This window comes from Xanthomonas hydrangeae, assembly GCF_032697525.1.
GTDB lineage: Bacteria > Pseudomonadota > Gammaproteobacteria > Xanthomonadales > Xanthomonadaceae > Xanthomonas > Xanthomonas hydrangeae.
This window is the reverse complement of sequence record NZ_CP103836.1, coordinates 1286171-1311615: the sequence shown is the minus strand read 5'-3', so window position 1 is coordinate 1311615 and position 25445 is coordinate 1286171. Positions and strand designations below refer to the sequence as shown.

General features: G+C 64.9%; 25 protein-coding genes and 2 tRNA genes. 16 read left to right on the top strand and 11 right to left on the bottom strand.

Annotated elements, in window-relative coordinates; all coding sequences use genetic code 11:
- Positions 1-51 precede the first annotated feature (51 nt).
- A complete protein-coding gene (trpC, locus tag NYR97_RS05295; protein ID WP_006451015.1) occupies positions 52-849 on the top strand; it encodes an indole-3-glycerol phosphate synthase TrpC in 798 nt (265 codons plus the stop codon).
- Positions 842-1558, top strand: coding sequence for a haloacid dehalogenase-like hydrolase (locus tag NYR97_RS05290; RefSeq protein WP_104549709.1), 717 nt, complete (start codon positions 842-844; stop codon positions 1556-1558). The genes trpC and NYR97_RS05290 overlap by 8 nt, the downstream gene beginning before the upstream one ends.
- Positions 1559-1910: 352 nt before the next feature.
- Here NYR97_RS05290 and crp read toward each other — a convergent pair whose 3' ends face one another.
- A complete protein-coding gene (gene crp / locus NYR97_RS05285; RefSeq protein WP_316696983.1) occupies positions 1911-2603 on the bottom strand; it encodes a cAMP-activated global transcriptional regulator CRP in 693 nt (230 codons plus the stop codon).
- A 137-nt stretch (positions 2604-2740) separates the two neighbouring features.
- Here crp and speD point away from each other — a divergent pair, with 137 nt between their 5' ends.
- Both speD and NYR97_RS05275 read left to right on the top strand, forming a co-directional pair.
- On the top strand, positions 2741-3535 hold the full coding sequence (gene speD / locus NYR97_RS05280; RefSeq protein ID WP_006451012.1) for an adenosylmethionine decarboxylase: 795 nt from the start codon (positions 2741-2743) through the stop codon (positions 3533-3535).
- A gap of 162 nt (positions 3536-3697) precedes the next feature.
- On the top strand, positions 3698-4009 hold the full coding sequence (locus NYR97_RS05275) for a DMT family transporter (RefSeq protein ID WP_023902394.1): 312 nt from the start codon (positions 3698-3700) through the stop codon (positions 4007-4009).
- A gap of 10 nt (positions 4010-4019) precedes the next feature.
- On the opposite strand, the gene coq7 is transcribed toward NYR97_RS05275, so the two are convergent.
- Complete coding sequence (coq7, locus tag NYR97_RS05270; protein ID WP_316696980.1) at positions 4020-4673, bottom strand: 2-polyprenyl-3-methyl-6-methoxy-1,4-benzoquinone monooxygenase; 654 nt, start codon at positions 4671-4673, stop codon at positions 4020-4022.
- 181 nt (positions 4674-4854) lie between these two features.
- On the opposite strand from coq7, the gene rplM reads away from it, so the two are divergent.
- Both rplM and rpsI read left to right on the top strand, forming a co-directional pair.
- Positions 4855-5283, top strand: a complete 429-nt coding sequence (gene rplM, locus NYR97_RS05265; protein ID WP_006451009.1) for a 50S ribosomal protein L13 — start codon at positions 4855-4857, stop codon at positions 5281-5283.
- A 2-nt stretch (positions 5284-5285) separates the two neighbouring features.
- Positions 5286-5678: a 30S ribosomal protein S9 gene (rpsI, locus tag NYR97_RS05260; protein ID WP_006451008.1), complete on the top strand. Its 393-nt coding sequence runs from the start codon at positions 5286-5288 to the stop codon at positions 5676-5678.
- A 155-nt stretch (positions 5679-5833) separates the two neighbouring features.
- On the opposite strand, the gene NYR97_RS05255 is transcribed toward rpsI, so the two are convergent.
- Both NYR97_RS05255 and NYR97_RS05250 read right to left on the bottom strand, forming a co-directional pair.
- Positions 5834-5907 (bottom strand) — tRNA-Gln (locus NYR97_RS05255).
- Positions 5908-5959: 52 nt separating this feature from the next.
- Positions 5960-6036: transfer RNA gene (locus NYR97_RS05250), tRNA-Met, on the bottom strand.
- A 118-nt stretch (positions 6037-6154) separates the two neighbouring features.
- Between NYR97_RS05250 and NYR97_RS05245 the strand changes: the two genes are divergently transcribed.
- The 3 genes from NYR97_RS05245 to bfr all read left to right on the top strand — a co-directional run bounded on the left by NYR97_RS05245 (position 6155) and on the right by bfr (position 7777).
- The gene (locus NYR97_RS05245) at positions 6155-6772 is read left to right on the top strand and encodes an RNA pyrophosphohydrolase (RefSeq protein ID WP_104549712.1); all 618 of its coding nucleotides are present in this window, start codon (positions 6155-6157) and stop codon (positions 6770-6772) included.
- 80 nt (positions 6773-6852) lie between these two features.
- Positions 6853-7062 carry a (2Fe-2S)-binding protein gene (locus NYR97_RS05240; protein ID WP_006451006.1) on the top strand — a complete coding sequence of 70 codons (210 nt, stop codon included), beginning with the start codon at positions 6853-6855 and terminating at the stop codon, positions 7060-7062.
- A 244-nt stretch (positions 7063-7306) separates the two neighbouring features.
- A complete protein-coding gene (gene bfr, locus NYR97_RS05235; protein WP_316696979.1) occupies positions 7307-7777 on the top strand; it encodes a bacterioferritin in 471 nt (156 codons plus the stop codon).
- Between the two features lie 85 nt (positions 7778-7862).
- On the opposite strand, the gene NYR97_RS05230 is transcribed toward bfr, so the two are convergent.
- Genes NYR97_RS05230 through NYR97_RS05220 form a run of 3 tightly spaced genes read right to left on the bottom strand, consistent with a single transcriptional unit; the run spans position 7863 to position 12776 of the window.
- Positions 7863-10124, bottom strand: coding sequence for an ATP-binding protein (locus NYR97_RS05230; protein WP_316696978.1), 2262 nt, complete (start codon positions 10122-10124; stop codon positions 7863-7865).
- Between the two features lie 46 nt (positions 10125-10170).
- Positions 10171-12111, bottom strand: coding sequence for an EAL domain-containing protein (locus NYR97_RS05225; protein WP_316696976.1), 1941 nt, complete (start codon positions 12109-12111; stop codon positions 10171-10173).
- Positions 12112-12149: 38 nt separating this feature from the next.
- Positions 12150-12776, bottom strand: a complete 627-nt coding sequence (locus tag NYR97_RS05220; RefSeq protein ID WP_316696975.1) for a DUF4126 domain-containing protein — start codon at positions 12774-12776, stop codon at positions 12150-12152.
- Positions 12777-12919: 143 nt separating this feature from the next.
- On the opposite strand from NYR97_RS05220, the gene NYR97_RS05215 reads away from it, so the two are divergent.
- The 6 genes from NYR97_RS05215 (at position 12920) to NYR97_RS05190 (ending at position 18511) form a co-directional block, all read left to right on the top strand.
- A complete protein-coding gene (locus NYR97_RS05215) occupies positions 12920-13657 on the top strand; it encodes a DUF6776 family protein (protein WP_316696974.1) in 738 nt (245 codons plus the stop codon).
- A gap of 3 nt (positions 13658-13660) precedes the next feature.
- Complete coding sequence (locus NYR97_RS05210) at positions 13661-14110, top strand: bactofilin family protein (protein ID WP_205393539.1); 450 nt, start codon at positions 13661-13663, stop codon at positions 14108-14110.
- Between the two features lie 83 nt (positions 14111-14193).
- On the top strand, positions 14194-14580 hold the full coding sequence (erpA, locus tag NYR97_RS05205; protein WP_006451000.1) for an iron-sulfur cluster insertion protein ErpA: 387 nt from the start codon (positions 14194-14196) through the stop codon (positions 14578-14580).
- 480 nt (positions 14581-15060) lie between these two features.
- Entirely contained in the window at positions 15061-16323 is a 1263-nt protein-coding gene (locus NYR97_RS05200) for a lipase family protein (protein WP_316696973.1), read from the top strand.
- A 324-nt stretch (positions 16324-16647) separates the two neighbouring features.
- Positions 16648-17538 carry an NAD(+) diphosphatase gene (gene nudC / locus NYR97_RS05195; RefSeq protein WP_316696971.1) on the top strand — a complete coding sequence of 297 codons (891 nt, stop codon included), beginning with the start codon at positions 16648-16650 and terminating at the stop codon, positions 17536-17538.
- A 79-nt stretch (positions 17539-17617) separates the two neighbouring features.
- Entirely contained in the window at positions 17618-18511 is an 894-nt protein-coding gene (locus NYR97_RS05190) for a hypothetical protein (protein ID WP_316696969.1), read from the top strand.
- 41 nt (positions 18512-18552) lie between these two features.
- On the opposite strand, the gene NYR97_RS05185 is transcribed toward NYR97_RS05190, so the two are convergent.
- The 3 genes from NYR97_RS05185 to NYR97_RS05175 all read right to left on the bottom strand — a co-directional run bounded on the left by NYR97_RS05185 (position 18553) and on the right by NYR97_RS05175 (position 21548).
- Positions 18553-18963 carry a DUF2752 domain-containing protein gene (locus NYR97_RS05185; protein ID WP_316696968.1) on the bottom strand — a complete coding sequence of 137 codons (411 nt, stop codon included), beginning with the start codon at positions 18961-18963 and terminating at the stop codon, positions 18553-18555.
- Entirely contained in the window at positions 18963-19307 is a 345-nt protein-coding gene (locus NYR97_RS05180; protein WP_006450995.1) for a CD225/dispanin family protein, read from the bottom strand. The genes NYR97_RS05185 and NYR97_RS05180 overlap by 1 nt, the downstream gene beginning before the upstream one ends.
- A 318-nt stretch (positions 19308-19625) precedes the next feature.
- Positions 19626-21548 carry an MFS transporter gene (locus NYR97_RS05175; RefSeq protein ID WP_316696967.1) on the bottom strand — a complete coding sequence of 641 codons (1923 nt, stop codon included), beginning with the start codon at positions 21546-21548 and terminating at the stop codon, positions 19626-19628.
- A 126-nt stretch (positions 21549-21674) separates the two neighbouring features.
- On the opposite strand from NYR97_RS05175, the gene NYR97_RS05170 reads away from it, so the two are divergent.
- Positions 21675-22865, top strand: coding sequence for an MFS transporter (locus tag NYR97_RS05170; protein WP_316696966.1), 1191 nt, complete (start codon positions 21675-21677; stop codon positions 22863-22865).
- Positions 22866-23001: 136 nt separating this feature from the next.
- Here NYR97_RS05170 and yccS read toward each other — a convergent pair whose 3' ends face one another.
- Positions 23002-25215, bottom strand: coding sequence for a YccS family putative transporter (gene yccS / locus NYR97_RS05165; protein WP_316696965.1), 2214 nt, complete (start codon positions 25213-25215; stop codon positions 23002-23004).
- Between the last annotated feature and the right edge of the window lie 230 nt (positions 25216-25445).

The following is a 25445-nucleotide window of genomic DNA, read 5'->3' as shown; positions in this document are numbered from 1 at the left end:
TCAGTTGCGGCCGTGTTGACTGATAATGCACGCCCGCCAGGACCCGATACGATGAGCGATATCCTCAACACCATCCTTGCCCGCAAGGCCGAAGAAATCGCCGAGCGCAGTGCACGCGTGCCGCTGGCCGAGCTGGTCGCGCGCTGCGCCGACCTGCCGCTCACACGCGGCTTTGCTGCCGCCATGCAGGCCAGCATCGCCGCCGGCGACCCGGCCGTGATCGCCGAAGTGAAGAAGGCCAGCCCGTCCAAAGGCGTGATCCGGCCAGACTTTCATCCGGCCGACATCGCCGTCAGTTACGAGTTCGGTGGGGCCAGTTGCCTGTCGGTACTCACCGACGTGGATTTCTTCCAGGGCGCCGATGCGTATCTTCAGCAAGCGCGCGAGGCCTGCACGCTGCCGGTGCTGCGCAAGGATTTCACTGTCGACCCCTATCAGGTCTACGAAGCGCGCGTGCTCGGTGCCGACTGCATCCTGCTGATCGTTTCGGCGCTGGAAGACGCGCAGCTGGCCGATCTGTCCGGCCTGGCCATGCAACTTGGTCTGGATGTATTGGTGGAAGTGCACGACATCGACGAGCTCGAGCGCGCCGTGCAGGTACCGGTGCCGCTGGTGGGCATCAACAACCGCAACCTGCGCACCTTCGAGGTCTCGTTGCAGACCACGCTGGACATGCGCGCCGCCGTGCCGCGCGATCGCATTCTGGTCACCGAAAGCGGCATCGTCACTCCGGCCGACGTGCAGTTGATGCGCAGCCACGATGTGAACGCGTTTCTGGTCGGCGAGACCTTCATGCGCGCGCCCGAACCCGGCGAGTCGCTGCGTCAGCTATTCTTTGCGCATGACTGAGTCGTATCCCGCACCGCGCGACGACGCCCCGCTGGTGGTCTTCGATTTCGACCACACGCTATACGACGGCGATTCCGGCAGCCATCTGTTTGCCTGGCTGATCAAACGCAACCCGTTGCGTCTGCTGGTGGCCTTGTTGGCTTCGCCAATTCTCGGCCCGATGGTGGCGATGCTGCCGACCCGCAGGCGCGGTGTCTCCGGCTATGTGTGGATCGCCACCTTCGGCCTGCATCGCACGCGCGAATTCAATCGCTTCATCGATGCGTACGTGCTCAAGCATGAAGCGCAGATCCGGCAGCGCTTGCTGCCGCATGCGTTGAAGGTGTTTACCGACCATCGCGCCGCAGGCGATCGGGTCGTGGTCGCCACCGGCGCACCGCCGGAACTGGCACGTGCGATTCTCGGCTTCGTCGCGCATCAGGACGTGCCGGTGATCGGCAGCCTGGTCGGCCCACGCCTGGGTGCGGTCACTGCGCGGCGCCACTGCCACAACGAAGAAAAGATGCGCATGCTGCGCGAGCGCGGCTATGCCGACATCGCCATCGCCTATTCGGACAGCACGGCCGATCTGCCGCTGTTGAAGGCCGCGCGCGCACCGGTGGTGGTCAACCCCAAAGCCAATCGCGAGGCACTGTTCCGTCAGGTGCTGCCCGCAGGCACACCGATCCTCAACTGGGGCTGTCGCGACCGCGGCGGCAAGGCGCTGTAGCGCCTGTTGTCAGAGACATATGCGCCTCAGGCAGGGCATGCGGTCAGTGCGTAGTCAGGTGCGCAGTCCAGACAAGAAAAGTGCTTCGCCCAGTGAGCGCAATCCCGGCAGACACATTGGCGGACTGATGCTCAAGTACCGATCAGTAAGCGATGGGCCTGAGCTCGCTGAAGGAGCGGGTGCAATGCACGCAGTCGGCTACAGGGGAATGGTGGGCAATGCGCAGCACACGCCCGGCAATCGATAGCGGAAAGCGCCTGACTGCATCAGTCCGCATGCCTTGCGACACGCGGCTCAAACTGCGGTCGGTGCGATGTTGCACCAACCGCGACCACAACCGCTAAGCGCGCGCTTAGCGCGTGCCGTACAGCACGACGGTCTTGCCGCGCGCATGCAACAGACCATCGGCTTGCAGTTTCTTGAGCACGCGGCCGGCCATTTCGCGCGAGCAACCGACAAGGCGTGCCAACTCCTGCCGCGAAACGCGCAGCTGGGTGCCCTGCGGATGGCTCATCGCTTCAGGCTCCTTGGACAGATCGTGCAGCGTACGCACGATGCGATCGGTCACGTCCAGGAATGCCAGGCGACTGGCTTTCCTTGTGGTATCGAGCAATCGCTTTGAGAGTTGAACGCCAATCGCGTACAGGATGCGTGGCGCATCCGGTGACAGACTGGTCTGGAACAGTTGCTGCAACCGCTCGTAGCTGATTTCGGCCAGTTCGCATTGGGTGCGGGTGCGCAAGATCACCTCGCGCGTATCGGATTCGATGAACAACCCCATCTCGCCGACGAACTCGCCACTGCCGAAGTAGCCCAGCACCAACTCACGATCGTCATCTTCCTCGGCGATGATGCTGACCGAGCCGCTGACAACGTAATAGAGGGTGCCGGCCGGGTCTCCTGGCCGGAACACATCGGTCCGGGTCGGATAGCGCCTGCGGTGGCTGTGCGCCAGAAAACGCTCAATCGTGCCAGCGTCCAGTGCCAGATAAGGGGTGGCGTTACGTACCGACGTGGTGACAACCGTCGTGTTTCCTGGGTTCATGGTAGTTCCGCGTGTAATTCCTGAAGCTTAACGGCATGAGTCATGCAAGGTAAACCATTCTCAACGTCGGCATTTCGTTGCTGGGATCTTTGGCTCATAATTGACTCCTTTCCCGCCTTCCATAAGGACAGACCGACGTGGTCAAGCCGTTGCCTCGCCTGAGGCTACAGGGGTTCAACAACCTCACCAAGGCGTTGAGCTTCAACATCTACGACGTCTGTTACGCGCGTACCGAAGAGGAGCGTCAGCGCTACATCGAGTACATCGATGAGCAATACGACGCGGACCGTCTGACGCAGATCCTGACCGACGTGGCCGAGATCATTGGCGCCAACATCCTCAATATCGCACGTCAGGACTACGATCCGCAGGGCGCGTCGGTGACGATCCTCATCTCGGAAGAGCCCGTCATCGACAAAAAGCAGGCCGGCAAGGAGTTGATTCCTGAAGCCGTGGTTGCTCATATGGACAAGAGTCATATCACTGTCCATACATATCCCGAGACGCATCCGCAGGAAGGCATCGCGACATTCCGCGCCGATATCGACGTCGCCACGTGCGGTGTGATCTCGCCGTTGAAGGCGCTGAACTACCTGATCGAGAGTCTGGAATCGGACATCGTGATCATGGACTACCGTGTCCGTGGCTTTACCCGCGATGTAAAGGGCAAGAAGCACTACATCGACCACAAGATCAACTCGATCCAGCACTTCATGGCCAAGAACGTGAAGTCGCGCTACGAGATGTTCGACGTCAATGTGTATCAGGAAAATATCTTCCACACGAAGATGCACCTGAAGGACTTCGATCTCGATCAGTACCTGTTCGAAGAGCGCGCCAAGAACCTCTCGTTCAAGGAGCGCATGAAGATCGAAACGCTGTTGAAGCGCGAAATCGAAGAGCTGTTCCACGGGCGTAACCTGAGCGAATAAGCGCAGGATTCGACCTGTTGCGTGCTTGTTTGCAAGCGCGCGCAAGATGCAAGGCGGGACGGCCCGCCACGCGATGACCTCGCGTTCCACAGCCGACGGCGGCCCAGTGTGCAAACACTGGGTCGCTTTTTTTTGTGCGTTTTCCAAGTGAGGAGTGATGCGATGCCCTGGATCTATCTGTTGTTGGCCGGCCTGTTCGAAATCGGCTTTGCCATGGGCCTGAAGTACAGCGACGGTTTTACGCGCCTGTGGCCGACCGTGCTGACGGTCGGCCTGGCAGCCATCAGTCTGTGGTTGTTGACGCAGGCACTGAAGACCATCCCGGTGGGAACCGGTTACGCGATCTGGACCGGCATTGGCGCAGTCGGCGTCACCATCGCTGGCATCGCGTTATTCGGCGATAGCGCGTCGTGGCCGCGCCTGGCGTGCATCGGCCTGATCGTTGCCGGTGTGATTGGCTTGAAGCTCGCCTAAAGCGAACCGCCTAAAAGCGGTAGGCGATGGTCTTCATCAGCTTGGAGGCCAGGGCCATGGCGCTGGGAATCGGCGGCGGCAAGATGCGGGCGCCGGCCTGTTCGGCCTGATCGGCGTGGCGTGCTTCGTCGATTTTCATCACGCGCAGGATGGCGCGGCTGCGCTGGTCGATCTCGGGCAGGGTTTCCAGGTGCTCGTCCAGATGGGCTTCGACCTGGCGCTCGGTCTCGACCACGAAGCCCAGGCTCCAGTCGTCGCCGCGCAATCCGGCCAGTGCGCCGAGGGTGTAGCTGCCGGCGTACCAGAGCGGGTTGAACAGGCTGGGGCGGCTGTCCAGTTCGTACAGACGGTCGGCGCACCAGGCCAGGTGGTCGGTTTCTTCCTGCGCCGCTTCCAGCAAGTGTTGCTGGGTGTGGGCATCGCGGGCGACCGCCGCCTGGCCGAAGTACAGGCCTTGCGCGCAGACCTCGCCGACATGGTTGATGCGCATCAGCCCGGCGGCATGCCGGCGTTGGTCTGGTTCCAGCGCGATGTCGGGCGTGTCGGCGGCTGGGTTGGGTCGCTCGGCAGGCGGGTTGCCGAACACCGTGTCCAGCGCGCGCTGGGCTTCGACCAGGAGCCGGTCGAGCGGGCTATGCAGTCGGAATGAAGAGGTCTGGGTCATCCGGCGATTCTGGCCCCCGGCTGGCGTGCTGCCAACCGCCCGGCGCCGGCCGGTGGGGCGACTTGCGCCGCCACGGGGCATCCCGTACAATCCCACCTCTTCTGTTTCGCCTTCACAACGCGTGGCAAAGTTCCAGCGGTCATCGCCGCTGCAATCCGCCCGACTACTCAAGAGCTTCCTCATGACTACGTTCACCGCCAAGTCCGAGACCGTCCAGCGCGACTGGTATCTCGTTGACGCCGCCGGCAAGACGCTTGGCCGTCTCTGCACCGAACTGGCTAGCCGCCTGCGCGGTAAGCACAAGCCGATCTATACCCCTCACGTCGATACTGGCGATTACCTCGTGGTGATCAATGCAGAAAAGATCGTGGTCACGGGCAACAAGCTGAAAGACAAGAAGTATCACCGCTTCACCGGCTACATCGGTAACTTGAAGACCGAGAGCCTGGAGCAGGCGCTGCAGCGCCACCCGGAGCGCGTGATCGAAATCGCCGTCAAGGGCATGCTGCCGAAGGGTCCCCTGGGCCGCACCATGTACCGCAAGCTCAAGGTCTATTCGGGTGCCGAGCATCCGCACGCCGCTCAGCAGCCGCAAGTTCTGGATATCTAATCATGGCTATCACGCAAAACTACGGCACCGGTCGCCGCAAGTCCTCCACCGCTCGCGTGTTTCTGCGCAAGGGTACCGGCAACATTTCGGTCAACGGCCTGCCGTTGGACAAGTTCTTCGGTCGCGAAACTGCGCGCATGATCGTGCGTCAGCCGCTTGAGCTGACCAAGAACACCGAAAGCTTCGACATCCTGGTCACCGCTTCGGGCGGCGGCACCACCGGCCAGGCCGGTGCGATCCGTCTGGGCATCGCCCGTGCGCTGGTCGAATACGACGAAACCCTGAAGTCCGAGCTGCGCAAGGCTGGCTTCATGACCCGTGACGCCCGCGAAGTCGAGCGTAAGAAGGTCGGTCTGCACAAGGCCCGTCGCGCTACCCAGTTCTCCAAGCGCTGATCCATCGCGTTTGCTGCGTCCCGGCTCGTCGGGGCGCCTGCTTCAAAAGCCCGGTTATGCCGGGCTTTTGTCGTTTCTGGGATGTGGGACTGCGCTTGGCTCAAAACCATCAGGCAACAAAAAAGGCCCGATCTTTCGATCGGACCTTTCGTGTTTGGCTGCCCCGGATGGATTCGAACCACCGATGCCTGAGTCAGAGTCAGGTGCCTTACCGCTTGGCGACGGGGCAATAAAACGTGTTGGGCCAAGATTATCGCATGCCAGTGTGCGCATGAATACCTTGGTGGCTATGGGTGGACTCGAACCACCGACCCCAGCATTATGAGTGCTGTGCTCTAACCGGCTGAGCTACATAGCCTAGGGAGCCGGCAATTCTCACTACGTGCCCGTGTGTTGTCAAGTATTTCGTTTTCAGCTTGTGAGCTGGCCGTCGCCGTGGCAGAGTCGGTGACAGTAGATTTTCAGGAGTCCGCATCGTGATCGATCCGGACGGCTTCCGGCCAAACGTTGGCATCGTGCTGATGCGGCAAGACGGTCAGGTGTTCTGGGCACGACGTGTGCGCAGGGACGGCTGGCAGTTTCCGCAAGGTGGCATGAATACCGATGAGACACCCGTCGAAGCCATGTACCGCGAGTTGCGCGAAGAAACCGGGTTGTTGCCCGAGCATGTGTCCGTGCTCGGCGCCACCCCTGGATGGCTACGCTATCGCCTGCCCAGCCGGGCGGTGCGCCGCAACGAGCGCCAGGTATGCATCGGCCAGAAGCAGGTCTGGTTCCTGTTGCAATTCACTGGCGAAGAATCCCACCTCAAGCTCGACCAGACCGATACCCCGGAGTTCGACCACTGGCGCTGGGTGGATTTCTGGTATCCGGTCGAGCATGTGGTGATGTTCAAACGCGGCGTCTACGCGCGTGCGCTGCGCCATCTGGCGCCACTGGCGCAGAACCTGGCGGGGCCGGCCGCTGTCGGTGTGATGCCCGAGCGTGCGCTGGAGGCGTGGTTGCCAGGCAGCAGCGCAGCGGGGCACGACAGCCCACGCAAGCGTCCGCGTAAGCGCAGCGGGGCTCGCACGGTGCGGATTAATAATGATTAACGTTTGGAATTGACACCTATTCTCGTTTGCGGTGCAATCAGCCCCGGTCCTCTCCGGATCGCCAGCACCCGACCGATACCGTGTACGTCTGCATCTGCAATGGGGTCACCGACCACCAGATCCGCGAAGCGGCCCAGAGTGGCTGCGCCAGCCTGGCCGAGCTGACCATGCGCACCGGCTGTGGTTCCAACTGCGGTTCGTGCCTGGAGATGGCCAGCGACCTGCTGAGCCAGGCGCACGCGACCCGCGCGCTGCCGTTGCCCATGCTGGGGCTGGCGAGCGCAGCCTGAGGCGTGCAAAGCCGCGTGCTTTGACCACCGGTAGCTCCGACCAGCGTCTCTCGAACATCTCTCCAGGATTGCGCCGTCTACGGTTTTCTTCGAGATCGAGCGCCGGGTCGGCCTAGCCAAGGGCGGTACGGCGCTTCACACAGCGGTCGCCCCACGCGTCCCGCAACTGATCACGATTCGCGTTCCTTCATGCGCCGCGCCAACGCGTTAGAGTGCGGCCGGCTTACTGTCTCGGAGACATCGCATGAAGGGCGATACCAAAGTCATCGAGTGCCTCAACAAGGTGCTCTACAACGAACTCACTGCGATCAACCAGTACTTCTTGCACGCCAAGATGCTGAAGAACTGGGGCCTGAAAGAACTGGCCGAGCATGAGTACAAGGAATCCATCGACGAGATGAAGCATGCGGACAAGCTGTCCGACCGCATCCTGTTTCTCGAGGGGCTTCCCAATTTCCAGGCGCTGGGCAAGCTGCGCATCGGTGAGAACCCGACCGAGATGTTCCGTTGCGATCTGGCGCTTGAGCGCGAAGCGGTGGCTGTGCTGCGCGAGGCGGTGGCGTATGCGGAGACCGTCAACGACTACGTGAGCCGTCAGCTGCTGGTGGACATTCTGGAGTCGGAAGAAGAGCACATCGACTGGCTGGAGACGCAGCTGGATCTGGTGGCGCGGATTGGCGAGCCGAATTATTTGCTGACCAAGCTGGACGATTGAGGTCTGCTGAGGCAGCTGTCGGGTTGTTCTTGGGCGGCGCGTTTTGTTGGCTAGCTGGTATGACTCGGCCTAGGCTCCTGATCGCTCAGCTGGCTGCGTGGGTCTTTGCTTGCAGGCGTGCGACCTGGCCTAGCAGTGCCAGGCGGGCGCGGGCGTATTCGGCGATGACCAGCGCCACCATCACCGAGGGGCGTTCGACGGTGCCGGTGCGTGCGGCCAGTTCGATGCGGCGTGCTGCATTGGAGACCGCCTGGGCGCCGACGTTGGCGCTGGACGACTTGAGCGTGTGGGCCAGATCGCGCAGCTGCATGCTGTCGCGATTGGCTGCTGCGGTTTCCAGTTGTTCGATGATGCCCGGCGCGTCTTCCAGGAACAGCTGCAGGATGGTGATGGTGTCTGCGCCCGCCACCTCATACAGCTCGTCGATGACGCTGTTGTCCAGGATCGGCAGCGCACGCGCCTGAGCGGCGTTGCTGGCGCTTTCGGACTCCACACTGGCTGCGCCGCCACTGGTCGGACCGGGCAGCGCAGGCTGGCGTGGTAGCCAGCGCTGCAGGCAGGCATCCACTTGTTCGCGCGCGACCGGCTTGGACAGATAGTCATCCATGCCGGCGGCCAGGCAGCGTTCGCGATCGCCGGCCATGGCGTTGGCAGTCATCGCCACGATCGGGATCGGGCGGCCGCCACTTTCGGTTTCCATCGCGCGCCAGCGCCGGGTGGCGGCATAGCCGTCCAGTACCGGCATCTGGCAATCCATGAAGACCATGTCGTAGCGGGTGGATTCCATGCTGCCTAGCGCGGCTTCGCCATCGGTGGCGGTGTCGGCGTCGAAGCCGAGCACCGCCAGCAGCTTCTGCGCGACCAGCAGGTTCACCGGGTTGTCTTCCACCAGCAGGATGCGCACCTCGCGTGCGTTGGCCAGCGGCGGCGCCAACGGCTCGGGGATCATCGCCGAGGCCAGCGTGAGCGATTGGGCCGGTTTCGGATCGGGCGGCAGCACCAGCGAGCGCAGCGTCTCGTCCGGACTCTGGCGCGGCACCAGGGTGGCGTGGTCCTGCAGTTCGGACGGCACCGGTTCGTCGCCATAGAGCCAGATCAGGCGCGAGCCGCCCAGGTCTGCGGGCTGGGCCAATGCGCGATGCACGGCGCGGGCGCTGTAGCGCAGCGTGTCGTGGTCGGCGATGACGCAGCGGAAGCCTTCGGTGTCGCTGTGGCGGCGCACGCGCTCCAGCGCTTCCTGGGTGGTTTCCATCAGCACATTCGACACGCCCCAGCTGTCGAGCAGGCGCTTGAGACGCTGCGACAGGCGCGTGTCGGAACTGATCACCATGACGCGTGCGGCGTCGGCGCCGGTGTTCTGCTGCAGGTCGCCGATGACCTTGAGCAGCGGGATCTCGAACCAGAAGGTGGCGCCGCGCCCGGGCTCGGATTCCACCCCGATGCGGCCGCCCATCAGGTCGATGATGCGCTTGCAGATCGCCAGCCCCAGCCCGGTGCCGCCGTACAGGCGGGTGGTGGAGGCGTCGGCCTGGGCGAAGGAGCGGAACAGACGCGCCTGCTGGTCCTGCGCAATGCCGATCCCGGTGTCGCGGATCTGGAAGCGCAGCAGATGCTGAGCGCGGGTTTCGCCAAGACGACGCAGCTGGATATCCACGCTGCCACGTTCGGTGAACTTGATTGCGTTGCCGATCAGGTTGCCCAGCACCTGGCGCAGGCGGATCGGGTCACCGCGCACCAGCAGGCGCACCGATGGCTCGATCTCCAGACCGATGCGCAACTGGCGGCCTTCGGCGGTGCGCTGCAACAGCTGCACGACGCCGTCGAGCAGTTCGCGCAGGTTGAAGGTGGTGATCTCCAGTTCGAGCTTGTTGGCTTCGAGTTTGGAGTAGTCGAGGATGTCGTCGACGATGCGCAGCAGCTGCAGCGAACTGCCGGTGGCGGTCTGCAGCATGTCGCGCTGGTCCAGGCTGAGCTGGCCGCTGGAGATCAGTTCCAGCATCGGAATGATGCCGTTGAGCGGGGTGCGGATCTCATGGCTCATGGTGGCCAAAAATTCGCCCTTGGCCAGCGTGGCGGCTTCGGCGGCCTGTTTGGCGCGCAGCAGTTCCTGCTCGAGTTCGCCCTGGCGTTGCAGCTCCTGCTGCAGGCGCTCGCGGGCGACCTCGGTTTCTTCGAGGCGTTGCGCCAAGGCGTGCTGGGCGTGTGCACTGCGATACGCGGTGATGGCAGCGCATACGCCCAGTACTACCGCGAGCGCTGCAGACGTTGCCGTCAACGCCAGCCATGGACCATCGATGGCAGACCACTGCAGGCCCGCCCCCAGCGCTGCGGCAAGGGCGGCCAGCATGGCCAGGCTGCTCCAGGCGCGAAGGCCTCCTGCCCGCGCTGTCACTTCACAGCACCGCGTTCGTGAAGTCGAAGTCCAGTTCCTTGCCGACCGTCTGCACCAGGTTGCCCTGGATGAAGTCCACGCCGCTCATCCACATCGCTGCGGCCGCCTGCGGATCTTCGATGCGCTGGCCGATGATCAGCAAACCGCGCTGATGGGCGATATCGATCACGCTGCGCAGTTGATCGCGCACTGTGGCATTGCCGTGGGCGTCGGCAAAGCGGTTGGCCATGCGCACGAAACTCAGCGGCAATTGGCTCAGCAGTGCGTTGGCTTCGTCGCCGGGCTCGAACTGGCTGAGGCAGAACTGCACGCCGGCCGGCATCAGCTTGGCGCAGAACTGCTGCACGGTGACCGCGTGGATCAAGGCATCGTCCAGGCGCAGATCCACGATCAGCGATTGCCCGGCCACGCCGCGTTCGACCAGCGCCGTGAGCAGCCAGTCGGCGAAGGCATCGCGCGCCAGTGTGCGCGGGGATTGCGAGACGAACAGGCGCAGCGGCGGATGGGCATGCTGGTACAGATGCAGCAGGCCGAGCGCGTGATCCATGACCTGCTGGTCCAGATCGGCGATGCGTCCGGCCGCTTCGGCGGCGGGAATCACCTGGCCGGCCGACAGCAGCGTGCCATCGGCCTGGCGCAGCCGCAGCAGCACCTGGTACTGCGCGGTGTCGCCGCCGGCCACCGCCACGATCGGCTGATAGGCCAGTTCGAGCTGGCCTTCGACCAGGCGCAGTTGCTCCTGTTGCTCGGCCTGGCTGGGGGCCAGATAGACCTGCACCCCCTCGCTGCGCAGGCGTGCCTGCAAGGCGGTGCGTTCGACCGCTTCCAGCGCGCTGCCGGTGTCGTCGAAGCCTAGTCCCAGCGGTGCGACGCCAATGGCGCAGCGCACGTGCACGGATTCTTCTTCGCGCACCGAGAAGGCATTGGCGGACAGCCGCTGGCGGATCTCCAGCGCGTGCTGTTCCAGACTGTTTTCCGGCATGTCCACGCCCAGCAGCAAAAAGCTGTTGTCGTTCAAGCGCGCCAGCGGATACGGGTGCGCAGCACTGGCCAGGCGATGGCCGGCCTGGGTCATCAGGCGCTCGTAGGCGGCATAACCGTAGCGCTCACGCAGGCCGAGCGCACTGGCGATTTCGATAAAGAACAAGCCGCCGGACTGCTTGCGCTCCAGCGCCTCGGCGAGCAGTCCCATCACATGGTTGCGCGTCGGCAAGCCGGTTTCCGGATTGCTGCGCACGCTGACCTGTTCGCCGGTCTGTTGCAGCGCCTGTTGGCGCGCGCGGCGAATGCGGTTGGACACTGCGGCAATCAGGTGGCGCGGGCGGATCGGCTTGGTCAGGAAATCGTCGGCGCCGCTGTCGAGCACTTCGAACTGGCGCTCCGGATCCGGGTCGCCGGTCAGGAACACGATCGGCAGCAACTGCTGGCCGGGTTGTTGGCGGATCAAGGTGGTCAAGCGGATGCCGTCCAGCTCTGGCATGTGCAGATCCATCAGGATCAGATCCGGGTGGTAGTCCTGGATCGCCTGCGGCACGCTGGCAGCGGTCATTTCCACCTGCGCATGCATGCCGGCACCGTGCAACACGCTTTGTGCGAACAAGGCTTGCGAGCGGTCGTCTTCGACGATCAGCACGCGATATGGCGCATCTGCAGCCACGCTGCCGTCGCCTTCGCGGGTTGCCGCCTGCGTTGCGGATGGCGGTGCTGGCGGCGTGGCGCGCGCAGCGCTGATCGAGGTCACCGTTTGCGCCTGAGCTCCGGGCGCGGCCACGCCCGCAGGTGCGGGAATGATTGCCGCACTCACCGGCGCAGCGCTGTCGGAAGCAGCCGTCTCGTCGACCCAACGGCGCCAATGGTCGGCCGGCGGCGTCTCTGCGCGCAGCAGACGATTGCGCGTGGCGGTGTCGTCACGGGTGGAAGGAACCGGATTTCGGGCGGCCATCGATACTCCCTGCAGTCGCGATGATTATGCGATGAACTTCACGATAGCGGGGACCTGCGTGCAGCCGGCGTGGTGGCCGGGCGCGTGGGTGCGACCAGCCGACGCATGCCCCGCCACAGCAGGCGCCATACCCACCACACCACCAGCGCGGCCAGCACGCTGGAGCCCACCGCAACACTCAGTGCCAGCCACGGATGCGCCAGTGCCAGCGCCAGTGCGGTAGTGGCGACGGCGTCTTCGGTGAGCGATGCGATCCAGTTGCTGGCCGGCTCCGGCGAGGTGTTGAGCAAGGCGCGGGTGCCGGCCTTGAGCGTGTGGCTGGTCAGCGCCACGCCGGCGCCGGCCGCCAGTGCGCCCGTGCCCAGATCGCCATCGGGCGACAGCGTGGCGGCGGCCAGAAACGCACCGGCCGGCACGCGGGCCAGCGTCTGCAGCAGGTCCCAGCCCGAATCCACGCCGGGGATCTTGTCGGCGAAGAATTCGGCCACGGCCAGTGCGCCCGAGGTGCCGAGCACCCACCAGGACTGTGCCGGGTGCAGGGCGGGCGGCAGTTCGATCCAGCCGAGCAGGCCGGCCAGGCCGACGCCGAACACGGTGAGATAGACACGAATGCCGGCCAGCCAGGCCAGCAGGATGCCGATCACGAACAGGTGGGCTTCGTTCATGGCGTCGTCAATCTCTGCAAACAATTGCAGAACTATCGCAGAACTTTGGGATAACCGCCGGTCCAGCGCTAGCGCGACGGTCGGTGGCGCTCTGGCACACTACGCCGCCCATGACTGCGCCGGCCTGTCCGGACCCGATGCCCATGCGACCAGCCGCACGCGTTCAGATCGTCCAACGTGACTCGGGTGGTAGCCGTTCCAGCGGCCGCTGGCTGTGGTTGGTGATCGCTCTGGTGTGGCTGGCATCGCTGGGCGGGGTGTGGTGGATGGCCAGCCGCACCGCCGCGCCGCGTCTGGTCGAAGCCGAGGCGGCGCTGCAGCAGGCGCAGCGTAGCCAGGCCCAGCAACGACGGCTGATCGAGCAACTACAGCAGCGCCAGGTCAATCTGGCGATGTCCGACAAGATCAGCCGCGCCGCCAATACCGAGGTGCAGGCCTCGCTGGCCGAGCGCGATGAGCAGATCGCCGCGCTGCGCGCCGATGTGGCCTTCTACGAGCGGCTGGTTGGCTCCACCGCGCAGCGCAAGGGGCTCAACGCGCATTCGGTGCAGTTCACCGCCGAGGCCGGCGGCACCTGGAATTACAGCGTGGTGCTGACCCAGAACCTCAACCGCGGCGCAATCAGCCAGGGGCAGCTGCGCTTTGCGGTGGAAGGCGTGCGCGCCGGCAAGCTGGTGACGGTGAGCTGGAACGAGCTGCACCAGAAACCCGAGGCCGCCGGGCAGCCGTATTCGTTCCGCTATTTCCAGCAATTGGACGGCAGCGTGATCCTGCCGAAGGATTTCACTCCGCAACGTGTCAAAATCTCCCTGAGCGGCGATGGGGCGCCGGTCAATCAGACATTCGACTGGAAAGTCGCCGGCAATGGCGCGGGGGAGTAGCTCATGTTCGGAAACAAGTCCAACCGTGGTGCGCAGACCGTGGTCGACACCTTGATCGGGCCGCAAGTGATCATTCGCGGCGACCTGATGTTCAGCGGCGGGCTGTATGTGGAAGGCCGCATCCTGGGCAAGGTCATTGCCGAAGACGGCGCCAGCGCCACCTTGACGGTGGCCGAGCAGGGCAGCATCGAGGGTGAAGTGCGCGCGCCGGTGGTGATCATCAACGGCCAGCTGACCGGCGATGTGCATGCCGCCGAGCGGGTCGAACTGGCCGCCAACGCGCGCGTGGAGGGCAATGTGCATTACCAAGTGGTGGAAATGAGCGCCGGTGCGCAGCTCACAGGACGGTTGATCCACGCCGCCAGTGCAGGCGCAACCGCTGCGTTGCCGGCGCCGGACGCCAGCCGCGCCGGGCCGGTCAACGCGCTGCAAGCCGAAACCGCCGAGGCCTGAGTGGCTCGTGCGCGGCTGAAGCGCGGCACGGGGTTCGGCAGCCACCGCTTGAAGTGGGGCCGCCTGGCCCCCATGCTGACGCCATGAGCACGCTCGTTTCGCTTCCCACCGCCGCCCCGGCACCGGACTACCAGTCCATCGACCGGCCACTGAACTTTTCCGTGGCCGCCGCCGCCAAGGTGCGCGAGCTGATCCAGGAAGAAGGCAATGCCGAGCTGGCATTGCGTGTGTATATCCAGGGGGGCGGCTGTTCCGGCTTCCAGTATGGCTTCGAGTTCGATGAGAACCGTGCCGAAGACGACCTGTCCGTGGCCACCGATGGCGTGACGCTGTTGGTCGACCCGCTGAGCCTGCAATACCTGATGGGTGCCGAAGTGGACTACACCGAAAGCCTGACCGGTGCGCAGTTCGTGATCCGCAATCCCAATGCCAAGACCACCTGCGGGTGCGGTAGCAGCTTCAGCGTCTAAACCAGGCGCGTTTGCTCCAGCTTGCGCGTGGTGCTGATGCGGTGGTCGGTTTTTTTAAGCGCCGAATGATGTGATCTACGCACTGCGCGGACGATCGCCAAGGTGTCGGTGGCGCGCGATGCGCCAGCAGAGCGCATGTCTAACGCGTTGCAAACATTTCCGTGCTGCGGGTTTCGCCGGGCGCGCGCAAGCTTCGTGCGCGCGAGGTGGCGCGCGCGTGGCGGCGGCCATACTGCCCGCATGCTCAATGCCGGTGCTACGACATGCTCGCCTTATCCCTGCGTCCTGTATCGACCTGACGCGCGCTGGCGGCACTCGCCATTGCGCCGCGCGAGGGTGCCGCACACAGCACTCATCCCACGCCATGGCGTCGCGATCACATTGCCAGCTCCCGCGCGTTGATCGGACAGCTAGATGCCGATCCTGCGTGCCGTGAATCGCTGTTGCCCGTTCGGTTCCTTCAGCAGAGAACATCTCAGCATGTTGCAACTCGCATCCCGATCGGCGTTCGGCCTGTTGACCATGCTCGGCGTCGCCGGCGCGGTGCTTGTGCCCAGCGCCCAGGCATCGCCTGCACGCGGCACCTTGCTCAACAGCAATTTTCTGACCAGCTACACCCGGGATGCGATTGCCGTATCGCTTGCCTCAGAGCCAGCGGCCGAACAGCCCAAATGCAACGTGCGCGTGGCCGAGTTCACCTATGCAACGATCGGCGTCAATGGCGAACCGGCCACCGCATCGGGCGTGGTGCTGATTCCGGGTGGCGAGCGCTGCAGCGGGCCCTATCCGCTGCTGGGCTGGGGCCGGTCGACCGCGACCATTCGCAATGAGGAGCAGGCCAAGGACATCCGTGACGCCAAGGGTGATGACCCGCTGGTGACGCGTCTGGCCAGCCAAGGCTATGTCGTGGTCAGCAGCGATTATCTGGGACTTGGCAAATCCAGCTACGGCTTCCATCCCTACCTGCATAGCGCGTCCGAGGCGAGTGCGATGGTCGATGCACTACGCGCGGCGCGCAGCGTTCTGCAGCGGTTGAACACACCGCTGTCCGGCAAGGTCATGCTGTCGGGGTATTCGCAAGGCGGCCATGCCGCACTGGCCACCCAGCGGGAGATCGAGGCGCATCTGTCCAAGGAATTTCAGTTGGTTGCCAGCGCGCCGATTTCCGGACCTTACGCGCTGGAGCAGACCTTTGTGGACAGCTGGAGCGGAAGCAATGCGGTAGGCGAAAGCAGCTTCGGCATCATTTTGGGCAGCTACGCCATCGTCGCGATGCAGCACACCTATCGCAATATCTATCTGGCCGCGGGGCAGGTGTTTCAGGATCCGTGGGCGGCCAGGGTCGAGGCGCTGTTCCCCGGCAAGCTGGGCCTGACCGATCTGGTCCTTGGCGATACGCTGCCTGGGATCGATCAGCTCAAGGCGTATTTCCAGCCCGGGTTCTACCGTGATGTTGCCAGCAACCCCAACAACCCGTTCCGCAAGGATCTGGCGCGCAACGATCTGCTGGAGTGGAAACCGCAGACGCCAACGCTGCTGTGCGGTTCGTCCAACGACGCGACCATTCCGCTCAAGAACGCGGTGACCGCGATCGCCGGCTTCAAGCGTCGTGGCAGCACGCAGGTAGCGCTGGTCGACATCGGCAGTGGCGACTCCAACGACAACTCGGCATTCGTCCATCTGACGACCAATGAACCGTGCATCGTCGCGGTGCGGCATCAGTTGCTGGACAAGCAGCGCTGACGCGACGGTCATCGGCTCGATTCGATCTGCCGGATGCGGATGATCTGCAGGTCAGGGATCTGTCGCAAGCCTGCCCAGTGATGCCGTCGCGCCGATGCGAGCGGCGAGGCGGAGGATGACGGCGGAGTCGGACATCGTTGCCTGAGTGCCTTGACAACTGCGCGCGCTGCCTCGCGATCCGGGCAGCGCGCGCCTTGCTGTCACCACGCGGCAATCAACCGGCGGGCGCTGCTGGCATCCACGTCTGAACACGCGCCGGTAGCGAGGCCGTCAGAGCGTGTGCGACGGTTGCAGGCGATGCCGATTATCGGCAGGCTTGCGCCGATGTCCGAGTCTTTCTTTTCAACCTCCGAATGTGCCTTCACCCACGCGCCGCTCGATCGTGGCGATCTGTTGCGTGACGATCCCGATGCATTGGCGCGTCTGTGGCCGCAGGGCCGCGTCTTGTTGCTCGATGCCAAGGGCGCTGCGCTCGCCGACGCGCAGGGTCAACCCTTGCTGATGGAGGGCGCGGCGCTCGGCGACGGGCCGGAGGCGGCGATTTTTCTGGGCCTGCGCGATGACGTCGGCTGGTTTTGCTTGCCGGCCGATCAGAGCGGCGTGCAGGCGCCGCAAAGCATCGATCTGCGGCAGGCCGCCGCAGATTGGCCGGCCGACATCGCCACTGCCTACGCCTATGCGCGCGCAATGTTGCATTGGCAGTCGCGCACGCGGTTTTGCGGCGTGTGTGGCGGGGCGATCGCCTTCCGGCGTGCCGGCTTCATCGCGCACTGCACGCAGTGTCGGACCGAGCACTACCCGCGTGTGGATCCGGCCATCATCGTGGCGGTCAGCGATGGCGAGCGCGTGTTGTTGGGGCGGCAGGCAAGTTGGGCGCCGGGGCGGTATTCGGTGATTGCCGGCTTCGTCGAACCCGGCGAATCGCTGGAGCAGACGGTGGCGCGCGAGGTGTTCGAGGAAACCCGCGTGCTTGTGCAGGACTGCCGCTATCTGGGCGCGCAACCATGGCCTTTTCCGGGTGCGTTGATGCTGGGCTTTACCGCGCGTGCTGCAGCCACCGAGGTGCCGCAGGTGACCGGCGAGCTGGAAGACGCGCGTTGGGTCACGCATGCCGAGGTCACCGCTGCATTGGCGGACGAGGGCAGCATCGGCTTGCCGCCACGTATTTCCATCGCGCGCGCGCTGATCGAGCACTGGCACCGCACGCATGGTTGAGTCCGGCCGATCAGTGCAACGCGGGCAGATCAGGTGCGCTGGCATCGGCTCGGCTAGACTCGGCTGAGGAGGCCCACCCATGTTCACCACCCTGGTTGCCGTCGTCGTCGCACTTGCACTGGGGCACCTGGTGCCTGCTCACGTGGTGCGGCTGCGACGTTTTGAATGGTTCGCCCACTGGTTGCGCCGGCTGGACAGTCATGCGGCCGGGCGCGGTGCGTGGCAGGGGCGCTATGGCGTGCTGCTGGCGCTGTTGCCGGCCTTGCTGGTTGTCCTGCTGCTGCAATGGCTGCTGGACGATGTGTGGCGCGGGTTTTTGGCCTTGCTGTTCGGTGTGGCGGTGCTGGCCTGGACCTGGGGGCCGCGCGACCTGGATCGCGATGTGGAAGCGGTGATCGATGCCGACGAGCCCGGCGCGCGGCGCGATGCGATTGCGCAGTTGCAGGCAGCCGGCGGCAGCGTGCACGAAGATGCGCCGTCGCTGGTGGAAGCAGTGGTGGTCAACGGCCTGCGGCGCTGGTTCGCGGTGTTGTGGTGGTTTTTGCTGCTGGGGCCGTTCGGAGCTGTGCTGTACCGGCTCACGGCATTGGCGGTGGAAAGCCCGCTGTCGGTGCTGCTGCCGCCACGCAATCTGGCCGGCGCGCGCTGGCTGCTGGCCGCGCTGGAATGGCCGGTGGCGCAGTTGATCACATTCTCGATGGCGCTGGTGGGCAATTTCGACACGGTGTTCCGCGCCTGGCGGCAAGCGCACGGCAATCGCTGGTCGTTGGAGCCGCATTTTCTCGGTGCGGTGGCGCGTGCCAGCGTCAGCGCCGAGCTACGCGAAGAAGCGCACGACTACACCGATTCCGGATTAGTACCGGTGTGGCGTCGCCTGCCGGAGGTGCGCGATGCGATGAGCCTGGTCTGGCGCGTGCTGCTGCTGTGGATGGTGGTGCTGGCGTTGCTGGTGATTGCCGGGTGGGTGCGGTAGCCGCGCAGACTGATTTTGATCGAGCGGCTGTTCGCGATCTGCTAACCCGGTGCCAGCAAGGTAAACGGGTACCAAGGCAAATTCCTGGCAACCCAATACGTCGGCAACGCCCACAACCAAAATTTCGGTTCGGACATCACGGTCACGACCGGTGCGAACCAGCGCGCGCGCCAGCCGGCTTTCCAGGCGATCAGGCCGGGCAGGGTGAACAGGCCGAGGACGGCGGCGGGGTTCATGGCGAAGGCGCCGGGGAGATCGAAGTGCACCAGCGCGTACAGCGCGCGGGTCATGCCGCAACCGGGGCAATAGCAGCCGGTCACAGCACGGAACACGCAGGGCGGGAACGGGCTGTTGCTCGCGTTCGGATCGAAGCGATACAACAAGCTCACGCCAAAGGCGGCCACGCTGGTGGCCGCCCCGAGTCCAAGCCAATAGCGTGGACGCAACTCCATTACTGCATGTGCTGCAACTGCTGCATGTAGTCCATGTAGCCCTGCATGCCGCCGGTGGCGACCATGCCGATGTTGATCAGCAGACCGATGACGGCCAGCACGCTGGTCACGATGCACCAGGTCTTGGCGGTGTTGGAGGCGCGCCGTGCGCCGTCGATGTCGCCCTGGTTGAGCAGGCCGTTGACCTTGCTGGAGAACACGATCGCCACGATGCCGCTGATCAGGGCCGGGCAGCACAGGCAGAAGCCGAGCACGGTGGAGACGATCGCCCAGATCAGGTGATTGGGGACCGGGCCGGGTGCGGCGCTGGACGAGGGATGGATCGGCGGTGGGATGGCACTCATGGTGAAGCTCCTTGGGTGGTAAACGACTGCGAACTGATGGGTGAGTGGGGAGGGTTATCCGGCGCGTGCCGCAGCAGTGGCGACGGTCGTAGGTGCGGGCACACAACGGCCGCACATGGCTACCGGCGCGATCGCCGGCCGCTGCAATGAGCAGCAGCAGCCGATCGCGGCAGATGCCTCAGGCGCGATGATGTTGAGCACGACGACTTCCCCCAATACGACCTGTCGCGTTCGCCAGGCGAGCGCGGCGGCAAAACGTGTGATGGCGCACAGGCTACTCGCGGCGCGCGACGGACGCAAAGCCCGCGCTCGCCGCACTCATGGCTGATCCTGACGCAGCGCCCGCACCTGCCGTTCGAGCAGCGCAGCGGTCGCCGCGTTGCCGGGAACCGCTGCCGCAGCGGCCACTTCGATATGCGCGCGCATCCTGCGCGGCACGCGCATGCGGCCCAGGCGGGTATCGCGGCGGCTCCACATGCTGGACCACATGCCACGCAGCGCCATCGGAATCACCGGCACCTGGCGGCGCTCGAGGATCTTTTCCACGCCCGATTTGAACGGCGCAATCTCGCCATCCTTGGTCAACGCGCCTTCGGGGAAGATGCACACCAGCTCGCCGTCGGCCAGCGCGGCATCGATGCGGTCGAAGGCCTGCTGCATCAGCGCGGGGTCTTCGCGCGCGCCCGCGATCGGAATCGCCTTGGCGGTGCGGAAGATCCAGCGCATCACCGGGATACGGAAGATCTTGTAGTACATGACAAAGCGTACCGGGCGCGGAATCACCGCCGACAGGATCAGCGCGTCCATGTAGCTGACGTGGTTGCAGACCAGCAGCGCGGCGCCTTCATCGGGCACGTGCGTGTCGATGTCGCGCGCGCGCAGCCGATACAGCACGCTCACCAGCACCCAGCTGAGAAAGCGCATCAGGAACTCGGGCACCAGGGTGAAGATCCACAGCGCCACCAGCGTATTGGCCAGCGCCAGCGCCAGGAACACCTGCGGAATGCTCAGGCCCGGCAGCGGAATGCGCACCCCGAACAGCACCAGCTGCGGCAACTGCAGCGCGATGCCGATGATGGCCGCAGTGACGATGAACAACGAGTTCTGGATGTTGAGCCCGGCGATCACGCGCGAGAGTTCGGCCTTGGGCGTGCGGCTCTGGATCAACGCGAACAACGGCACCACGAACAAACCGGTGAACAGGCCGATGCCGACCAGATCCACGATCAGGCGCACGCTGCCGGGCTGCTGCACGAACTGGCCGATCGACAGATCGGTGGTAGGCGCGACGCCGGGACGCGCGAAATAAAGATCCAGCAAAAACGCGCTGATGCCGAACGCACCCAGCGGCACCAACCCGATTTCCACGGTGCGCCCGGACAGCCGTTCGCACAGCAACGACCCCACGCCGGTGCCGATCGAAAACAGCGCCAGCGCGAACACGTACAGATCCTGCTGGCCGCCAAGATTGACCTGCGCGTAGGTGGGCAACTGGGCGGTCAGCACGGTGCCGACGAACCAGAACCACGACACCCCGAGCACCGCGTTGCGCACTGCCGGCGTGCGCCGGGTCAGGCGCATGATGGCGCGCGATTCGGGAATGGGGTTCCAGTTGATGGTCAGCCCGGGCGCGCCGGCATCGACCTTGGGCACCAGCCGCGCGACCAGGTTGCCGGTGACGGCAATGGCAATGACTGCGGTAGCCGCAGCGACCGGGCCGTGGCTGCCGGCGATCTGGAAGATCAGCCCGCCGAAGATCATGCCGCACAGGATCGAGATCGAGGTGCCCATCTCGACCAGGCCGTTGCCGCCGGTAAGTTCCTCGGGCTTGAGCACCGAGGGCAGGATCGAATACTTCACCGGCCCGAACAGCGTGGACTGCAGGCCGGTACAGAACAGCGCGATCAGCAGGATCGGCATGTTCTCGGTGAGAAAGCCCACCGCCGCCAGCGACATGATCGCGATCTCCATCGTGGTGGTGATCACGATGAGCTTCTGCTTCTCCAGCTTCTCGGCGATCTGCCCGGCCAATGCGGAGAACAGGAAGTACGGCAGGATGAACAGTGCCGGCGCCAGATTGGTGTAGAGCGTGCGCTGCGCCGCATCGATGCCCAGGTAGAACAACAGGCCGATGATGGCCTGCCGATAGACATTGTCGTTGAACGCGCCCAACGCCTGTACGGCGAAGAACGGCAAGAAGCGGCGCTGCCTGAGCAGGGCGAACTGACTGTGACCGGACATGCAGTTTCCTTTGCGAACGCGCGCAGCCTAGCAGGCTTCCACGGTGGGCTGGTGCATGCCGCTGCGCGCTTGGAAGATGCCGCGTCACCGCCCACACTGCGCGCCTCTCCTTAGCAGACTTCTGTCATGACCGTCGAATCCGCTGCGCATCCACCATTGCCGCGCCGGCTGGTGCTGCTGATGGCCGCCGCCACCGGGCTGGCGGTGGCGAGCAACTACTACGCGCAGCCGTTGCTGGAGACGTTGGCGCAGGCATTCGGGATCCAGGTGCGCAGTGCCGGGGCGGTGGTGACTGCCGCGCAGCTGGCCTATGCGGCGGGGCTGCTGTTGCTGGTGCCGCTGGGCGACCGGCTGGAGCGGCGCGGGCTGATCGTCGGGCTGTTCGTGCTCAGCGCGCTCGGCCTGCTAGTGAGCGCGGCCTCGCACAGCTTCGGCATGTTGCTGGCGGGCACCATCGTGACCGGTGCCAGCTCGGTGGCGGCGCAGATTCTGGTGCCGTTTGCGGCCACGCTGGCCGCGCCCAAGGAGCGCGGGCGGGTGATCGGCACGGTGATGAGCGGGTTGCTGCTGGGCATCCTGCTGGCGCGCACGGCCGCCGGGGTGCTGGCCGGTGTTGGCGGCTGGCATACGGTGTACTGGATCGCATCAGGTTCATTGCTGGTCACGGCCTGGCTGCTGTGGCGCGGCTTGCCGCGGCATCCGGGCAATGCGCAGCTGTCGTATCCGCAGCTGGTGGGATCGGTGCTGACCCTGTTGCGCGACGATGCGGTGCTGCGTTCGCGTGCGGTGCTGGGCGGGCTGATCTTTGCCGGCTTCAGCATGTTCTGGACCACGCTGGCGTTCTTGTTGTCCGGGCCAAGTTATGGCTATGGCACGGCGGTGATCGGGCTGTTCGGTTTGATCGGTGCGGCTGGCGCGTTGGCCGCCAATCGCTCCGGGCATTGGTCCGATCACGGGCATGGCGATCGGGTCAGTTGGGGCGGGCTGGCGATGTTGCTGCTGTCGTGGGGATTGCTGGCGTTTGCGCCGCAATCGATCGGCTTGCTGATCGTCGGCGTGCTGCTGCTGGATATCGCGGTGCAAGGTGTGCATATCGCCAACCAGAGCGTGATCTATCAGCGCAATCCGAATGCGCGCAATCGCATTACCTCGGCCTACATCACCTGCTACTTCATCGGCGGCGCGGTGGGTTCGACATTGGGCACGGCGGCGTACGCGCAGGCCGGCTGGAACGGCGTGGTGATCGGTGGCGCGGTGCTGGCTGTGGCGGCGTTGGGGTGGGTGGGGCTGAGCGTGGCGCGCAAGCAGTGGAAGTAAGTGCGGCCGATAGAGCGACGACGCGGCCATCGGATGGAGGTGGCCTGTGCTTGCATCGCATTGCATTGCCCGGCATCGGCTGTCCACATGGATGCTGCATTAGTTCCAGGCCTGCGCGCCTACCGACAAGGACGCGTTAGGCCTTGTTGATCGCCAACCGGGTGGTGCTGTCTGCCGGTGCGGTGGTAACCGCCATCGCCGCAGCACGCAGCTTGGGCAACAAGCGCAGGGTCAACGCCAACTGGTCGCGCACCAGGCGCTGCTTGGGCGGCAGTTGCACGGCATGTTGTTCCAGCGCCTCGGCGGTGGCCACTTCTTCGGTTTCGTCGTGCACCGGCAGCGGCTGGCGTTCGCGCAGGGCGGTGGCGATTTCGCCCAGTGCGCGCTGCAGGTAGTCGCCGGCCTGCGCGATGCTGGGGTCGTGTTCGCCATCGAGCGCGGCGCGGTGCGCGCCCAGTGCAGACAGATAGCCGAGCAAGGTGTTGGACAGCGCCAGGAAGCGGAAGCCCGCGTCCAGATTGCGCCGATAGCGGCCCGGCTCGCGCAGCATGTTGGACAAGGCCACCGACAACGCGGCATCGGCGTTGTGCATGTCGCGGCGCGCGATGCGGTAGGGCAGGTCGTCGCGCATGCCGCTGGCGTATTGCTCCAGCACCTGGGTGAGATAGCGCGCGCAGCTGGCCAGCACCGTGGCCATCACCTGATTGAGGCGGCGGCCCTGCCAGTCCGGCAGGATCAGGAACGAGGCGGCCGCGGCAATCGCGCAACCGATCAGCGTGTCGATCAGGCGCGGCCAGATCAGCACGAAACCATCGCCAAGCAGGTTGAAGCAGAACAGCGCCATCACCGTGATGCCGGCGGTGGCCAGCATGTAGCGATCGGTGCGGGTGATAAAGAAGATCAGCGCGGCGGCCAGCGCCAGCAGCAGTTGCACTTCGGTGCCGGGAAACAGCTGCATCAGCGCCCAGGTGGCGACCAGGCCGATCAAGGTGCCGGCGATGCGTTGCACCAGCCGCAGGCGGGTGGCGCCGTAGTTGGGCCGGCACACGAAGGCGGTGGTGAGCAGGATCCAGTAGCCGTTGTCGGCATGGATGGATTGCATGATGGCGTAGCCGACCACCAGCGCGATGGCCATACGCAGGCCATGGCGAAACAGCACCGAGCCGGGCGTGAGTTGCTGGCCCAGGCGTGCGGCCATTTCGCGCAAGGTATGCGGCGATGAATCGCGCAGACGGGTATCGAGGTTGTCGCTGGTGGAATCGGATTGTGCCGCCTCCGACAGCTTGCGTTCGATGCTCTGCAGGTTGGTCACCAGCAATTCCAGCGCACCGAGCAGGCGCGCCAGTGCCGGGTCGGCACGCGCGTGTAGGTAGTCCAGCGATTGCCGCAGGTCTTCGGTGGCCAGACGGCTGTTGTCGCCGTAATCGAACGGCTGGCGCAGCCGAATCGCCTCGCCCAATGCGGCGCAAGCCTTGCCCTGCAGCGCGAGCAGGCGCTGGCAGCGATACAGCACATCGCTGTGGAAGAACGCATCGGTCAGCGCTTCGTAGGGATAGTGCGAGGAACTGGCGCGTTCGTGGAATTCCTGCGCCATGTAGTACAGCCGGAAATACAGGCCCGATTGCACGCCCGGCCGCCCCGACCGGCCGAAGCGGCTCATGATCGCGGTCTTGGCGGCGTTGAGCGCACCGACCACTTTGGCGTTTTGTTCTGCCAGCGCCAGCCGGCGCGCATGCAGGTCGCTTTGCCGCACCGGTTCGAACAGATCGGCCTTGAGCCTGAGATAGCGGCCCAGCTCGAAAAACAGCCGCGACAGCCGCTCGCGTACCGGGCGGTTGGCGAACAGCAGGGTCCACAGGATCGATAGCACGCCGTACCAGGTGGCGCCGATCAGCAGCAGCGCCGCACCGTGCCAGGCGACCAGCGGATCGTGGCTGCCATGCTGGTCCATGCCGATCATGGCGTAGATCGACAAGGCCACGGTGGCCTGCGCGATCGAGGCATAGCGCTCGCCCAATGCGCCGAGCAGGGTCAGCGAAAACGTCGCCACCGCCATGCCGATCACGAATGCCAGCGGATACGGAAACAGCAGCACCACCGACGCCGCAGCGGCGGCGAAACACAGCAGCGAGAGCAGCACCGATTTGATGCGGCCCAGCCAGTTGTCGTCGGTCTCGGCAATGGCGCTGGCGATCGCGCCCAGGAACAGCGCCGGTACCGCGGTGAGTTGCTGCCAGTGCCAACACACGCCCATCGCCACTGCGAGTGCGATGAACACGCGCAGGCCATAGCTGGCCTTTTCATGGGCCCACAAGCGGCTCAGGCGGGTTTCGAAGGAAGAAGTGGCCACAGTCTCTGCAAGGCAAGGTGCCCGGGCATTATTGCCGCAGGCACGCGCCATCGGTGTGGAGGGCGGCTAATTCTTTGTCAGTAGGGCAGCGTTTGTGCGGATTGGAGCCGATTGCGCGACGACGGTGCCTGCACCGCAGCCCAGCCGCACGTGCCTGCGCGCAGCCGCGTGAGCTGCGCGTCCGGCCAACTGCACGGGCATGTATCGCGCTTGACGACCTTGCAACGTGT

What these genes read in the sequence shown, in the direction of transcription:
- trpC (WP_006451015.1), top strand. Translation starts at nt 52, where the DNA reads ATGAGCGATATCCTCAACACCATCCTTGCCCGCAAGGCCGAAGAAATC.
- NYR97_RS05290 (WP_104549709.1), top strand. Translation starts at nt 842, where the DNA reads ATGACTGAGTCGTATCCCGCACCGCGCGACGACGCCCCGCTGGTGGTC.
- crp (WP_316696983.1), bottom strand. Translation starts at nt 2,603, where the DNA reads ATGAACCCAGGAAACACGACGGTTGTCACCACGTCGGTACGTAACGCC.
- NYR97_RS05275 (WP_023902394.1), top strand. Translation starts at nt 3,698, where the DNA reads ATGCCCTGGATCTATCTGTTGTTGGCCGGCCTGTTCGAAATCGGCTTT.
- coq7 (WP_316696980.1), bottom strand. Translation starts at nt 4,673, where the DNA reads ATGACCCAGACCTCTTCATTCCGACTGCATAGCCCGCTCGACCGGCTC.
- rplM (WP_006451009.1), top strand. Translation starts at nt 4,855, where the DNA reads ATGACTACGTTCACCGCCAAGTCCGAGACCGTCCAGCGCGACTGGTAT.
- rpsI (WP_006451008.1), top strand. Translation starts at nt 5,286, where the DNA reads ATGGCTATCACGCAAAACTACGGCACCGGTCGCCGCAAGTCCTCCACC.
- bfr (WP_316696979.1), top strand. Translation starts at nt 7,307, where the DNA reads ATGAAGGGCGATACCAAAGTCATCGAGTGCCTCAACAAGGTGCTCTAC.
- NYR97_RS05230 (WP_316696978.1), bottom strand. Translation starts at nt 10,124, where the DNA reads ATGCTGGCCGCCCTTGCCGCAGCGCTGGGGGCGGGCCTGCAGTGGTCT.
- NYR97_RS05225 (WP_316696976.1), bottom strand. Translation starts at nt 12,111, where the DNA reads ATGGCCGCCCGAAATCCGGTTCCTTCCACCCGTGACGACACCGCCACG.
- NYR97_RS05220 (WP_316696975.1), bottom strand. Translation starts at nt 12,776, where the DNA reads ATGAACGAAGCCCACCTGTTCGTGATCGGCATCCTGCTGGCCTGGCTG.
- NYR97_RS05215 (WP_316696974.1), top strand. Translation starts at nt 12,920, where the DNA reads ATGCGACCAGCCGCACGCGTTCAGATCGTCCAACGTGACTCGGGTGGT.
- NYR97_RS05210 (WP_205393539.1), top strand. Translation starts at nt 13,661, where the DNA reads ATGTTCGGAAACAAGTCCAACCGTGGTGCGCAGACCGTGGTCGACACC.
- erpA (WP_006451000.1), top strand. Translation starts at nt 14,194, where the DNA reads ATGAGCACGCTCGTTTCGCTTCCCACCGCCGCCCCGGCACCGGACTAC.
- NYR97_RS05200 (WP_316696973.1), top strand. Translation starts at nt 15,061, where the DNA reads ATGTTGCAACTCGCATCCCGATCGGCGTTCGGCCTGTTGACCATGCTC.
- nudC (WP_316696971.1), top strand. Translation starts at nt 16,648, where the DNA reads ATGTCCGAGTCTTTCTTTTCAACCTCCGAATGTGCCTTCACCCACGCG.
- NYR97_RS05190 (WP_316696969.1), top strand. Translation starts at nt 17,618, where the DNA reads ATGTTCACCACCCTGGTTGCCGTCGTCGTCGCACTTGCACTGGGGCAC.
- NYR97_RS05185 (WP_316696968.1), bottom strand. Translation starts at nt 18,963, where the DNA reads ATGGAGTTGCGTCCACGCTATTGGCTTGGACTCGGGGCGGCCACCAGC.
- NYR97_RS05180 (WP_006450995.1), bottom strand. Translation starts at nt 19,307, where the DNA reads ATGAGTGCCATCCCACCGCCGATCCATCCCTCGTCCAGCGCCGCACCC.
- NYR97_RS05175 (WP_316696967.1), bottom strand. Translation starts at nt 21,548, where the DNA reads ATGTCCGGTCACAGTCAGTTCGCCCTGCTCAGGCAGCGCCGCTTCTTG.
- NYR97_RS05170 (WP_316696966.1), top strand. Translation starts at nt 21,675, where the DNA reads ATGACCGTCGAATCCGCTGCGCATCCACCATTGCCGCGCCGGCTGGTG.